This is a genomic window from Pseudomonas sp. R37(2017) (assembly GCF_002113375.1).
Classification (GTDB): domain Bacteria; phylum Pseudomonadota; class Gammaproteobacteria; order Pseudomonadales; family Pseudomonadaceae; genus Aquipseudomonas.
Map to the genome: position 1 here is coordinate 24,213 of NZ_NEHO01000011.1, position 13,378 is coordinate 37,590.

Below are 13,378 nucleotides of genomic sequence, written 5' to 3' on the forward strand. Positions count from 1 at the left end.
CCTCGTTTTGTTGTTCTTGTTGTCTGTCATCCTAGTTGTTAGCTTTCGTCAAAAGAATGTTTGTTTTTGCGCAGCCGCTGTGCGTTTTTAAACAGCATCCCATACGCCAATGAACAAGGACGATTCATGTTCGACTGGAATGACCTGCGGTTTTTTCTCGAGTTGCAGCGCAGCGGGCGTTTGCTCACGGCTGCCCGCCGCCTGAACACCACCCATGCCACCGTGGCGCGGCACATCGAGGCCATCGAAAAGAGCCTCGGTACGGCGTTGTTCGTTCAGCATGCCCAGGGCTACGAGTTGACCCCGGCCGGCGAGGCGCTGCTCAAACACGCCGAAGCGATGGAGAACGTGGCGCTGCTGGCTCAGGAGGAAATCACCCAATCCACCGCGCCGCTGGGCAAGATCCGCGTCGGGGTGACCGAAGGCCTGGGCATCATGTTTCTCGCCAGCCGCATGAACGGTTTGTTCGAGCGTTATCCGGGGCTGGAAGTGGAATTGGTGGCAGTCCCGCGTTTTGTCAGCATCCTCAACCGCGAGGCGGAAATCAGCATTCACCTGGAGCGCCCGGCCGCCGATATGCTGGTCACCCGCAAGCTCACCGACTATCGCCTGGCGCTGTACGCCAGCCAGGACTACCTCGACCGTTCGCCGCCGTTGCGCAGTCGCGAGGACCTGGGGCGCCACGCCTGGATCGGTTACGTCGATGACCTGCTGTTCAGCCAGGAACTGATGTTCCTCAACAGTTTCTGCCGCAACCCGCAGGTGGTGTTCCACAGCACCAGTGTGATCGCCCAGCAACAGGCGGCGCGCTCAGGCCTGGGAATTGCCGTGTTGCCGTGCTACATGGCCAGCGCCGACCCGGCCCTGGTGCCGCTGCTGCCGGACGAAAGCATCCAGCGCAGCTACTGGATCAGCACCCGCCGCGAGCTGCACAAGTCGGTGCGACTGCGGGTGTTGTGGGATTACGTGATGGAGTTGTGTGAGCGGGAGCAGGGGTTGTTGTTGGGCGGTGTCTGAACCGGCGCCTTCGCGGGCAAGCCCGCTCCCACATTGGATCTGCTGCGCTACACAGTTGGTGTGAACAGCACAAAACTTGTGGGAGCGAGCCTGCTCGCGAAGGCGGCACAGACAGAATTGATCTTATGGATTAACCGAGAATCTCGAATGCGGTGCTGGCCAGCCGTTCGCCATTGACCATGATATGCACCGCATGACGCCCCGCGTAATGTTTGCGGGTGGTGAGTTCCTTGATGTGCTGACCTCGGCTGACGGCTTCGCTGGCGTTACCGGGCAGGGTCAGGGCCTTGAGCTTGAACACCTTCGCCGAGGTGCTGCCATTGGCCTTGACGTAATCGATGGCATAGTCGATCACCAGGCGCTGGCTGCCTTCTACGGTGGATTTGACGGTAAACGACAGGGCGATTTTTTCGCCCAGGCCAATCACCGGCGGTTCGACCTTCACATCGACGATCTCCACTTCAGGCTTGCCGCCTGCACCGATAATCGCCAGTGCCCGCGGGTTGCCCTGTTTGATCAGGCTGCGCAGGGCGTGCCTGGCGATCCATGCGCTGTGCCGGTTGTCCAGCGACCAGCCTTCGATCAGGTCCAGCACCCAGTCGGGGTGATCCTTGGTGATGTCGTTGAGGTGGTTGGCCACGGATTTGCGCACGTACGGGCTGGTGTCGGCCTTGAGGTTGTCGAGGATTGTCGCGGCAAGTGTCGGATCGGCCTGAACGGGCTCCAGCCGGAATGACCAGGGCAGGCGTGGCCGGCAGCCTTCACTGGCCAGGCGCCGTACATGTTCATTGTCATCCAGCGACCAGTCGTGCATCCGTTCGAGCGTACGCTCGAGGTCGCTGCGCAGGAAATGGCGGATCGCGAACTCCGAGGAGCCGAAGGCAGTGAAGTACTTCAGCGCGTCCATCGACTGATCGAACGCATGGGCGCCGTAGCGGGCGACGTAGTGCGGCAGGCACATGCTGACGAAACCGCTGTTCAGGCGCGGGGCGAGGGCGCGCAGCACCTGTAGCGACGCCTCATAGTCCAGGGAAAGTACGGCGTGCAGGCACTCGCTGACCCGGGCCATGCGCTGCATGACGCTGAGGTCTGCCAGGCCGACCTGGGCCAGTTTCAGGAATTTTTTGCCGTCGAAATCGGGGTAGACCGCCGTCATCTCCGTGGCGATGTGCTTGAGACGCTCGGTGTTGAAGATTTCCTTGAGGGCGGGGGTCGGTTGGTCGGTCATGGGGGGTTCCCTGGTCGTTGTTGATCTGTCACACCGCGTTATCGTTTTTCGCGAGCAGGCTCGCTCCCACACTGGATCTGTGTTCACCGCAGAACTCTGTGGGAGCGAGCCTGCTCGCGAAGGGGCCCTCACGGTCGCCTCAATTCTTGCCCGCTTGCTCTTCCAACTGATCCGACTCAAACAACTTGGCCAATTCGACCCGCGCTTCCTGGGCTGTCTGCATCACTTTCACTGCGTCGTCATACACCGCATGCTGGGCTTCGAGCACTTCTTCGTCGTGCTGCTTGAAGCGTTTGATCCGCGCATCCGCCTGGGCCTGGGTCAATCCCAACCCGATCAGGGTTTGCCGGCTCATTTCCAGGCTCGAATAAAAGGTCTCGCGCACGGCGTGGGCGCCAACGTCCATCAGCCGATGCACATGCTGGCGGTTGCGGGCACGGGCGATGATCTTCATGTCCGGATAGAGCTTGCGTACAAGCTCGGCGGTCTTGATGTTGGTGTCCGGGTCGTCGGTGGCGATCACGAAATACTCGGCTTCCCCGACCTTGGCCGCATTGAGGATTTCCGGGCGCATCGGGTCGCCGTAGAACACTGGCACGCCACCAAAGCTGCGGGACAGTTCGATGGTTTCCACCGAGGTGTCGAGGGCCACGAACTTGATGTTCTGCGCGCGCAGAATCCGCGCGACGATCTGGCCCATGCGGCCCATGCCGGCGATCACCACCCGTGGCGCGTCGGCATCGATTTCGCGGAAATTCTCCGGTACTTCCACCGGTTGCACTTTCGGGCTGACCAGGCGTGCGCAAACCAGCAGCAACAGCGGCGTCACGGCCATGGACAGGGTGATGGTCAGCACCAGCAGGTCATTCAGTTCTGCCGCGAACAACCCGTGATCGCGACCGATCTTGAACACCACGAAGGCAAATTCACCACCGGCCGCCAGCACGATACCCAGGCGGATCGCGCTGACATTCTTCAAGCCGCCGCCCAGGCGACCGACGATAAACAGCAGCGGCAGTTTGATTGCGATCAGCAGCAGGGTCAGGCCCAGCACCGCGAGCGGCATGCTCAGCAGCAGGCCAAGGTTCGCGCCCATGCCGACGCTGATGAAAAACAGCCCCAGCAACAGGCCTTTGAACGGTTCTATCTGGGCTTCCAGTTCGTGGCGATACTCGGAGTCCGCCAGCAGCAGGCCGGCGAGGAAGGCGCCCAGGGCCATGGAAATGCCGGCCAGTTCCATCAACCACGCGGTGCCGATCACCACCAGCAACGCCGTGGCGGTGGAGACCTCCGGCAACGCGGTTTTGGCCACCACGCGGAACACCGGTCGCAGCAGGTAGCGCCCGCCGATCACCACCACCGCGATACTGAGCAGCACCTGCAAGCCGTGGTTGATGTCTTCACTGGCGGTGGTGTTGTGGTCGCCACCGGCCAGCAACGGCACCATGGCGATCAACGGAATGGCGGCGATGTCCTGGAACAACAGGATCGCGAACGCCAGCCGCCCGTGGGGGCTGGTCAGTTCCTTGCGTTCAGCCAGGCTTTGCAGGCCGAATGCCGTGGACGACAGCGCCAGGCCCAGACCCAGGACAATTGCAGTGTTCACCGGTTGGCCAAAGCCCCACAACGCCACCACGCCAATCACCGCACCGGTGAGCAACACTTGCGCCAGGCCCACGCCGAACACGGATTTGCGCATCACCCACAAGCGCCGCGGCGACAGCTCCAGGCCGATGATGAACAGCAGCAGCACCACGCCGAGTTCGGAAATGTTCGCGACACTTTGCGGGTTGTCGATCAGGCCCAGCACCGACGGGCCGATGATCACTCCAGCGAACAGGTAACCCAGCACGGCCCCCAGTTGCAGGCGCTTGGCCAATGGAACGGTGAGCACGGCCGCGAACAGAAACACGACTGCGGCTTGTAGCAGGTTGCCTTCATGGGGCATGGGCGAAACTCCAGGACTCGGGACTGCGGGGGTGACAAGAATAAAGGTTGAGCCTTTCGACGTCAGCAAAGCGCTCGGGTTCAGATGTTACAATTTGCATTAATTAGTTACATTCATAGCGTTAGCTGATCAATCAGCTTCATTGCCGAGTCATGCCATGGCGATCAACTTTGACCTCAATGACCTGCAAGCCTTCCGTGCCGTGGTCGAGCAGGGCAGCTTTCGCAAGGCCGCCGATGCCGTGCGTATTTCCCAGCCCGCCTTGAGCCGGCGCATCGAAAAGCTCGAAGACGCCCTCGGTGTGCGGCTGTTCGAACGAACCACGCGCAAGGTCAGCCTGACCCAGGCCGGACGCGGTTTCATGCCCAGCGTCGAGCGCCTGCTGGACGATCTGGACGTGGCGTTGCTGGGCATCAGCGAAGTCGCTTCGACCCGCCTTGGCCACGTCACGGTCGCCTGTGTTCCGTCGGCGGCGTATTACTTCATGCCGCGGGTGATCGCGCACTATCACCGCCAGTTTCCGCGGATCAAGGTCAAGGTGCTCGATTCCAGTGCCCACGACGTGTTGAGTGCGGTGGTCAATGGCGAAGCGGATTTCGGCCTGAGTTTCATGGGCACCCTGGAAGCCGAAGTGGATTTCGAGCCGCTGGTGCAAGAAGGGTATGTGGTGGCGTGCCGGCGCGATCATCCGCTGGCGGGGCGTAGCAGTGTGACCTGGGACGAGTTCTATCAGCAGGATTACATCTCGCTGGATAAAACCTCCGGCAATCGTTTTCTGCTGGACCAGGCGCTGACCGGGGTGGTGCCGCAGCGGCCGAGTATCTGCGAAACCCGGCATGTGACCACCATGATCGGTCTGGTGGAGGCCGGGTTGGGCGTGGCGGCGGTGCCGCTGATGGCGATGCCGGCAGAGGATCATCCGATCCTGACGCGGGTGCCGTTGACCGATCCGCAGGTGATGCGCAGCGTCGGCCTGATCAAGCGCCGGGGTCGAACCTTGACCCCGGCGGCACTGGAACTGGAACGGCTGGTGGTGGAAATGAAAGTCGTGCAGCCGTCGGTCAACGGCTGACCGAGTCCAGCCCGGTCGCTTTCACATCCGCTTGAGCCTGGGCCGAGGCCAGGTATTGCAGCAAGGCCTTGGCTTCGGCCGGGTGCCGGGCACCTACCGGGATACCGGCGGCAAAGCGGGTCACCGATTGCACGGACTCCGGAATCTTCGCCACAAAACTCACGCCCGGCACCGGCAGCAATTCGCTGACCTGCTGGAAGCCCAATTGATAGTCGCCGGTGGCAACCACCGAGCCCACGGGGATTTTCGGCACCATCGTCGATTTCGGCTTGAGTTGGTCTTCGATACCCAGGCGCTTGAACAGCTGCTGCTCGATATACACACCGCTGGCGCTGTCGGAGTAGGCCACCGATTTGGCCTCGAGCAGAGTCTTTTTCAGGCCCTCGACGTTGCTGATATCCGGTTTCGGCGCCCCTTCGCGCACCACCAGGCCAATGCGCGAATCGGCCAGTTCGACACGGGAAGCCGGGTCGACTTTGCCTTGTTTGATCAACTCGTCGAGGGCGTAGCCGACCATGATCACCACGTCGGCTTGCTCACCGCGGGCCAGGCGATTGGGAATCGCCTCCGGGGCCTTGCCCATGGAGGGGCCGAGCGCGGTGTCGAGGGTGTTGCCGGTGGCGGCGGCGAACTTCGGACCGAGGAGCTTGTAGGCTGCCGTAAAACCGCCGGAGGTCATCACGCGAATCTCTTCAGCCTGGACCAGGTTGCTCAAGCCGAGGGTGGCCGCCAACACGAGGGCGCCGATTTTGAACGGTTTTTTCATGGTCATGTTCTCGATAAAGGGCAGGTTCACGACGCCAGCGGTTGCAGGTGATTCGAAGCTCGGCGATAGAGCATCAGCGTCGCGCACAGCGCACACAGTGCGGCAAAGCTCATCCAGTAACCGGGCGCGGCCTTGTCGCCGGTGTACTGGATCAGCAAGGTCGACATGGCCGGGGTGAACCCGCCGAACACCGCGGTGGCCAGGCTGTATGCCAGCGAGAACCCGGCGACTCGCACTTCGACGGGCATGATTTCCGTCAGGGCCGGGATCATCGCGCCGTTGTACAGGCCGTAGATGAATGACAGCCACAACAGCACCAGCAGCATGTGCATGAAGCTGGGCGCGTTGACCAGAAAGGTCAGTGCCGGATAAGTGCTGGCGATGGCCAGCAAGGCCATGGCGATCAGTACCGGGCGTCGACCGATACGATCCGAGAGAGCGCCGCCGATCGGCAACCAGATGAAATTCGAAACGCCGACCAGCAAGGTCGCCAACAGCGCATCGGAGGTGCTCAGGTGCAGTACGGTCTTGCCGAAAGTCGGTGCGTACACCGTGATCAGGTAGAACGCGGTGGTGGTCAGGGCGACCATCATCATGCCGGCGAACACGATCAGCCAGTTTTGCCCCAGGGTGCGGAACACTTCGCTCATGCTCGGGCGGTGTTTGCGGGTGGCGAACTCTTCGGTTTCTTCCAGATTGCGGCGCAGCAGGAAGATGAAGGGCACGATCATGCAGCCAACGAAGAACGGAATCCGCCAGCCCCAGTCGGCAATCGCACTCGGCGTCATCCACTGGTTCAAGGCGTAGCCCAGCGCTGCGGCGACGATGATTGCCACCTGCTGGCTGCCCGACTGCCAGCTGGTGAAAAAGCCCTTGTGCCCGGGTGTGGCGATTTCGGCAAGGTACACCGACACGCCACCCAGTTCCGCACCGGCGGAAAAGCCCTGCAGCAGCCGTCCGATCAGGACCAGGGCCGGGGCGAACAGGCCGATGGTTTCGTAACCGGGCACCAGCACAATCAGGATGGTGCCGCTGGCCATGATCGACAGGGTCACGATCAAGCCTTTGCGCCGGCCCACGTCATCGATATAGGCACCCAGGACCACCGCACCCAGCGGACGCATCAGAAAACCAGCACCGAACACGGCGAAGGTCATCATCAGCGAGGCGAATTCGCTGCTGGCTGGAAAGAACACGGCGGCGATCTGCGTGGCATAGAAGCCAAAAAGGAAGAAGTCGAACTGTTCGAGGAAATTGCCCGAGGTGACCCGGAAGATTGCGCTGGCCCGGGAGCGACCGGCAGTCGCGGGCCGTTGGATCGATGCTGTCATTGAGCTGTACTCCACCGCTTTTATGACGTGCGCCGGCTGGACGCGGCACACGGTTCTTATTGAGGCGGATAGTGGAGCAGGGGCATCGATATGTTAATTGCATTGTTGGCATGCATTGATGCGTGAGGTGGATCAATGCGTCCAAACAGCCATTACGGGCTGTGCGCCCGCACCACGCTTTCGGTGCCCAGGCGATACTGGTTGTTCCCGCTGCGCTTGGCTTCATACATCGCCAGGTCGGCAATGTGCAGCAGGCGGTCGATGCTCGGCGCGTGATCGGGGAATACCGCGACGCCCAGGCTGGTGCCGATGTGGCGTTGGTCGTTGCCGATGGCGACGGGCGGAGAGAGCTCGACGAAGATTTTCTGGCAGAGGGTGCGCGCTTCGTCCTGCAGGCTTTCACCTTGGGGCAAGTCCTGGAGAATGACCACGAATTCGTCGCCACCGATCCGGGCGACGGTGTCCGTGCCGCGCAGAATGCGCTTGAGCCGTGTGGCGGTCGTGACCAGCACGCGGTCGCCGGCCGCATGACCATAGCGGTCATTGATGGCCTTGAAGCCATTGAGGTCGACAAACACCAGCGCCACTCGCGTGGCGCTGGCGCGCGCCAGCTCCAGCGCTTCGGACAGGCGCTCTTCGAGCTCCAGGCGATTGGGCAGGCCGGTCAGCGGGTCGAAATGGGCCAGGTGCTTGAGGTAGCTGGCCGAGGCCTTTTCTTCGGTGATGTCACGAACCACGCCCATCATCTTGATCGTTTCGTCATGGTCGTTCTTGACCACGTTGCCGGTTTCCCGCAGCCAGCGGATCGTACCGTCGGGCCACACCACGCGGTATTCCTCATCATGGTTTTCGCCGGTTTCCAGGCAACGCAACTCGCCGGCGCGAACCCTGAGCCGGTCGTCCGGGTGCACGCAGGAGCAGAACAGGGCATAAGAGGGGGTTACTTCGCCGATCTTGAAGCCGAACATGCCGAAAATGGCATCTGACCAGTACAAGCGGTCAGTGTCGACATCCCAATCCCAGGTGCCGATGCGAGCGAAATACTGGCTGCGCTTGAAGCGCTCGGCGTCGCCATCCTGATGGATGTTCCGGCTTTCGGACAGGTTGTCGATGATCGTGCGGTATTGCGCCAGTTGCTTTTGCAGCGAGCGTTCGCGCCAGATCAACACGACGATCAGGGCAAGCGCTATTGAACCCAGGATGATACTGGTCCAGAGCATGATCATTCGGGGATGGCCATCAGGGCGTTGAACCGTACGGGTAATAGTTGTTCATTTCAGTTCAGTAAACAGCTTTAAACGCCGCAGGCGGGGACGTCAATGGTTGCCAATCACGGGCAAATCTGGGAAAACGGCGCCCATCAGGCCCTTGAGGGCGAGTGAGCATACGAGTGAATTCAATGAATGACGAGCTTCAGGTAATCGATCTTCAGCCGGGTGACGGAAAAGCCGCCGTCAAGGGCGCACTGATCACCACCCAGTACCGTGGCTGGCTGGAAGACGGGACAGAATTCGATTCCTCCTACAGCCGTGGCAAACCCTTCCAGTGCGTGATCGGCACCGGGCGGGTCATCAAGGGCTGGGACCAGGGCATCATGGGCATGCAGGTCGGTGGCAAGCGCAAGCTGCTGGTGCCGGCGCACCTGGCCTATGGCGAACGCACCATGGGCAAGATCACGCCGAATTCGAACCTGATCTTCGAGATCGAATTGCTGGAAGTGCTGACGCGGGATGATTGACCTTCAGGCTCGGGGTTTCAGGCCGCGCTCGATAGGCTGGACCCGGTTTGAAATCGCGGCTTGAAGAGCAGAGGGCTGGTGTTCTGGCCGACCGACTATCTGCTTGTGCCTTGCCGCGCTCCACTCTATCGGCGATCATGCGCGCCATATAGGGGTAGGGGGTATGGGTATGTCGCACATTCACGAACACAAAGATGACCTGATCAAGCGGGTCAGGCGTATTGCCGGTCAGGTGGAAGCCGTGGAACGCGCGCTCGAGTCCGATGCCGATTGCGCCAAGACCCTCCATCTGGTGGCCGCCATCCGGGGCGCGGTCAATGGTCTGCTGGAGCAGTTCATCGACGCTCACGCCCGTGAGCACGTCGCCCATCCAGACCTGAGCGACGAAGAACGCGCCCAGGGCGTGGAAGACTTGTTGCTGGCCATCCGTCGTTATGCCAAATAGAGGCCTGAATCCCATGACACTGACACCCCAGGCTTCGCGTTTTTCCCACCATCATGTGTTTCTCGGCGCCTCCCATGATGAAAACGCCCGCCGCACCTTATGGGTGGTGGCACTGACGTTTGTGATGATGATTGGCGAAATTGCCGCCGGTTACATCACCGGTTCCATGGCGTTGCTGGCGGACGGCTTTCACATGGCCACCCACGCCGGGGCCTTGGGCATTGCGGCGGCGGCCTACGGGTTCGCACGGCGCAATGCCAATAATGCGCGCTACAGCTTCGGCACCGGCAAGGTCGGGGATCTGGCGGGTTTTGCCTCGGCCATGGTGCTGGGGCTGGTGGCGATCGGCATTGCCGGTGAGTCGGTTTTTCGCCTGTTTCAGCCCACCACGGTGGCGTTCACCGAGGCGACGGTGATTGCAGTGGTGGGGCTGGCGGTGAACATCGTCAGTGCCTGTTTGCTGGCGGGCGGCCATGGCCATCATGGCCACGATCACGGGCACAGTCATGACCACGGCCATCATCACCATCACGACAACAACCTGCGCTCAGCCTATGTCCATGTGATGGCCGACGCCTTGACTTCGCTGCTGGCGATTGCCGCATTGCTGGCCGGGCGGTATCTGGGGTGGGTGTGGCTGGACCCGGTGATGGGCCTCGTGGGCGCCATCGTCATCGCGAAATGGGCCGTTGGCCTGATGCGTGACAGCGCTGCAGTGTTGCTCGATGTCACGGATGCACAGGTTGCCGATGAGATTCGTGAACTGCTCGAGTCGTCGGACGATGTGCGTATCAGCGATCTGCATGTGTGGCAGGTCGGCCCGCAGGCGCGGGCGGCGATTGTCAGCGTTGTGGCGGCGGCCGACGTCAGTGCCGACGCCATTCGCGAACGCCTGGCGCCGGTCCATGAGTTGTCTCACCTGACCGTCGAACATCGCACGGCTTGAGCGGCTTTCGGGGCAGGATGCGATCTGTGGCTGTCCATGCCGAGCCAGGGGATATTCCCTAAAACATCTGTTGCAGTGTTCCAGTCATATCTACGTTGTGTTTGCTGCCGTCATCGCGAGCATGCTCGCTCCTACAGGTGGGAAGGGTGGATTGGTCAGTACAATGCAAACAAAAAGCCCCCCACCGGTTACCCGATGGGGGGCTTTTGTGCGTCTGGCGTCAGGTCAAACCTTGACGATCCAGCCCGCTGGCGCTTCGATGTCGCCGGTTTGCACGCCGGTCAGCTCTTTGTAGAGCTTCTGGGTGATCGGGCCGACTTCGGTTTCGCTGTGGAACACGTGCAGGTGGTCTTTGTAGCTGATGCCGCCGATCGGCGTGATCACGGCCGCAGTACCGCAAGCACCGGCTTCCTTGAAGTCCGAGAGCTTGTCGATCAGCACGTCGCCTTCGATCACTTCCAGGCCCAGGCGGGACTTGGCCAGTTCGATCAGCGACAGACGGGTGATGCCCGGCAGTACCGATGGCGATTTCGGGGTCACGAACTTGTCGTCGTGGGTGATCCCGAAGAAGTTGGCCGAACCGACTTCCTCGATTTTCGAGTGAGTCATCGGGTCCAGGTAGATGGCGTCGGCGTAGTGCGCCTTCTTGGCCTGGGAGCCCGGCATCAGGCTGGCGGCGTAGTTGCCACCGACCTTGGCGGCACCGGTGCCTTGTGGCGCGGCGCGGTCATAGCTGGAGATGATGAAGTTGTGCGGGGTCAGGCCGCCCTTGAAGTAGGCGCCGACCGGGATGCAGAAGATCGAGAAGATGAACTCCGGCGCGGTACGCACGCCGATGTTGTCACCCACGCCGATCACGAACGGGCGCAGGTACAGCGCGCCGCCGGTGCCGTACGGCGGAATGAAACGCTCGTTGGCGCGAACCACGGCCTTGCAGGCTTCGACGAACTGTTCGGTGTCGACCTGCGGCATCAGCAGGCGGGCACAGCTGCGCTGCATGCGCATGGCGTTCTGATCCGGGCGGAACAGGTTGATCGAGCCGTCCTTGCAACGATAGGCCTTCAGGCCTTCGAAGCACTGCTGACCGTAGTGAAGGGCAGTGGAGCCTTCGCTGATGTGCAGAACGTTATCTTCGGTCAGGGTGCCTTTGTCCCACTCGCCATTGCGAAAGTGCGACAGATAGCGCTTGTCGGTCTTGATGTAGTCAAAACCCAGCTTGTCCCAATTGATGCTTTCGTTACCCATGACACCCTCTATCACTTAACAACCGCCGAAACGGTTCAAGGTTTCTGACGTTTTCTGGATGGGGACAACAATACTTCATTCTTGGGCTAAATCGCAGCCCGGACTATCGGATGACAGACAGATAAATTGTGTTGTCCTTGAGAATTCGCGAGCAGCGGACCGCCGCCCGGGCTGCTCCCACATTGAAATGCATTCCACCCTGTGGGAGCGAGCCTGCTCGCGAAGAGGCCAGCACTGCCGCCATCAATCACTCAGAATCACAGGTGCAACGCATGCCCCAACGCACGCAACGCGGCTTCCTGCACCGCTTCACCCAGCGTCGGATGCGCATGGATGGTGCCGCCGATGTCTTCCAGCCGCGCGCCCATCTCCAGGCTTTGCGCGAACGCGGTCGACAACTCCGACACACCGACGCCCACCGCCTGCCAGCCGACAATCACATGATTGTCACGACGGGCGACCACGCGCACGAAGCCGCTTTTCGACTCCAGCGTCATGGCCCGGCCATTGGCGGCGAACGGGAAGCTCGACACGATGCAGTCCAGGCCTGCGGCATTGGCTTCGTCCGGGGTCTTGCCGACCACCACCAGTTCCGGGTCGGTGAAGCACACGGCGGCGATGGCGGTCGGGTTGAACTCGCGGCTCTTGCCGCTGATCAGCTCGGCAACCATCTCGCCCTGGGCCATGGCCCGGTGCGCCAGCATCGGTTCGCCACTGAGGTCGCCGATGGCATAGACGTTGCGCATGCTGGTCTGGCAGCGGTGGTCGATCTTGATCGACGAACCGTTCATGTCCAGGTTCAGCGCTTCGAGGTTCCAGCCCTGGGTGTTCGGCTTGCGACCGACGGCCACCAGCACTTGATCGGTTTCCAGGTTCAATGTCGCGCCGTTCGGGGCCAGAACTTGCAATGTATTTTCTGTTGAATCAAAGCCTTGCACGCTATGGCTCAAGTAAAGTCTTACGCCGAGTTTTCTCAGTTCGTCGTGCACCGGCTGGGTCAGTTCGGCGTCGTAGGCCGGCAGGATGCGCTCCTGCGCTTCCACCACGCTGACATCGACGCCGAGTTTGCGATAGGCAATGCCCAGCTCCAGACCGATATAACCGCCACCGACCACGATCAGGCGTTTCGGCACGGAGGTCGGCGCCAGCGCTTCAGTGGAGGAAATGATCGGCCCGCCAATCGGCAACATCGGCAGGTTCACGCTTTTCGATCCGGTGGCCAGCACCAGGTGTTCGCACTGGATGCGCGTGTCGCCGACTTCCACGGTCTTGCCGTCGATGACCCTGGCCCAGCCTTGAATGACCTGAACCTTGTTCTTTTTCAGCAGTGTCGCGACGCCGGTGGTCAGGCGATCGACAATGCCGTCCTTCCACTCGACGCTCTTGGTGATATCCAGGGTCGGCGCCGAAACGCCGATGCCCAGGGTCGAAAGCTGGTGGTGGTGCCGCGTCTGATGAAATTGCTCGGCGACGTGAATCAGTGCCTTGGACGGAATGCAGCCGATGTTCAGGCAGGTGCCGCCCAGGGATTGGCCTTCCACCAGGATGGTCGGGATGCCCAACTGACCGGCACGGATCGCTGTGACATAACCGCCAGGACCGCCGCCGATGATCAACAGTGTGGTGTTCAACGTTTGCATGA

At 61.3% G+C, this 13,378-nt stretch carries 12 protein-coding genes; 5 read left to right on the forward strand and 7 right to left on the reverse strand.

Going from position 1 to position 13,378, the window contains the following annotated elements; genetic code table 11:
• The first annotated feature begins 126 nt into the window (after positions 1 to 126).
• On the forward strand, positions 127 to 1,017 hold the full coding sequence (locus CAG47_RS18130; protein ID WP_085726216.1) for a LysR family transcriptional regulator: 891 nt from the start codon (positions 127 to 129) through the stop codon (positions 1,015 to 1,017).
• Positions 1,018 to 1,147: 130 nt separating this feature from the next.
• On the opposite strand, the gene CAG47_RS18135 is transcribed toward CAG47_RS18130, so the two are convergent.
• Together CAG47_RS18135 and CAG47_RS18140 are read right to left on the reverse strand one after the other, a co-directional pair.
• Positions 1,148 to 2,245: a DNA alkylation repair protein gene (locus CAG47_RS18135; protein ID WP_085726217.1), complete on the reverse strand. Its 1,098-nt coding sequence runs from the start codon at positions 2,243 to 2,245 to the stop codon at positions 1,148 to 1,150.
• 139 nt (positions 2,246 to 2,384) lie between these two features.
• Positions 2,385 to 4,193: a monovalent cation:proton antiporter-2 (CPA2) family protein gene (locus CAG47_RS18140; RefSeq protein ID WP_085726218.1), complete on the reverse strand. Its 1,809-nt coding sequence runs from the start codon at positions 4,191 to 4,193 to the stop codon at positions 2,385 to 2,387.
• Between the two features lie 157 nt (positions 4,194 to 4,350).
• Here CAG47_RS18140 and CAG47_RS18145 point away from each other — a divergent pair, with 157 nt between their 5' ends.
• Complete coding sequence (locus CAG47_RS18145; RefSeq protein WP_085726219.1) at positions 4,351 to 5,265, forward strand: LysR family transcriptional regulator; 915 nt, start codon at positions 4,351 to 4,353, stop codon at positions 5,263 to 5,265.
• Here CAG47_RS18145 and CAG47_RS18150 read toward each other — a convergent pair.
• From CAG47_RS18150 to CAG47_RS18160, 3 genes are all read right to left on the reverse strand, one after another.
• Entirely contained in the window at positions 5,255 to 6,031 is a 777-nt protein-coding gene (locus CAG47_RS18150) for a substrate-binding domain-containing protein (protein ID WP_085726220.1), read from the reverse strand. The two genes, CAG47_RS18145 and CAG47_RS18150, sit on opposite strands and share 11 nt — an antisense overlap.
• A gap of 26 nt (positions 6,032 to 6,057) precedes the next feature.
• Positions 6,058 to 7,362, reverse strand: coding sequence for an MFS transporter (locus CAG47_RS18155; protein WP_085726221.1), 1,305 nt, complete (start codon positions 7,360 to 7,362; stop codon positions 6,058 to 6,060).
• A gap of 152 nt (positions 7,363 to 7,514) precedes the next feature.
• Positions 7,515 to 8,588: a sensor domain-containing diguanylate cyclase gene (locus CAG47_RS18160; RefSeq protein WP_085726222.1), complete on the reverse strand. Its 1,074-nt coding sequence runs from the start codon at positions 8,586 to 8,588 to the stop codon at positions 7,515 to 7,517.
• 173 nt (positions 8,589 to 8,761) lie between these two features.
• On the opposite strand from CAG47_RS18160, the gene CAG47_RS18165 reads away from it, so the two are divergent.
• The 3 genes from CAG47_RS18165 to dmeF all read left to right on the forward strand — a co-directional run bounded on the left by CAG47_RS18165 (position 8,762) and on the right by dmeF (position 10,491).
• Entirely contained in the window at positions 8,762 to 9,100 is a 339-nt protein-coding gene (locus CAG47_RS18165) for an FKBP-type peptidyl-prolyl cis-trans isomerase (protein WP_085714702.1), read from the forward strand.
• A 169-nt stretch (positions 9,101 to 9,269) separates the two neighbouring features.
• Entirely contained in the window at positions 9,270 to 9,545 is a 276-nt protein-coding gene (locus CAG47_RS18170; RefSeq protein ID WP_046037323.1) for a metal/formaldehyde-sensitive transcriptional repressor, read from the forward strand.
• A gap of 13 nt (positions 9,546 to 9,558) precedes the next feature.
• On the forward strand, positions 9,559 to 10,491 hold the full coding sequence (gene dmeF, locus CAG47_RS18175; protein WP_085726223.1) for a CDF family Co(II)/Ni(II) efflux transporter DmeF: 933 nt from the start codon (positions 9,559 to 9,561) through the stop codon (positions 10,489 to 10,491).
• 225 nt (positions 10,492 to 10,716) lie between these two features.
• Here dmeF and CAG47_RS18180 read toward each other — a convergent pair whose 3' ends face one another.
• Positions 10,717 to 11,736, reverse strand: coding sequence for a branched-chain amino acid aminotransferase (locus tag CAG47_RS18180; protein ID WP_085726224.1), 1,020 nt, complete (start codon positions 11,734 to 11,736; stop codon positions 10,717 to 10,719).
• A 257-nt stretch (positions 11,737 to 11,993) separates the two neighbouring features.
• Complete coding sequence (lpdA, locus tag CAG47_RS18185) at positions 11,994 to 13,376, reverse strand: dihydrolipoyl dehydrogenase (protein WP_085726225.1); 1,383 nt, start codon at positions 13,374 to 13,376, stop codon at positions 11,994 to 11,996.
• Between the last annotated feature and the right edge of the window lie 2 nt (positions 13,377 to 13,378).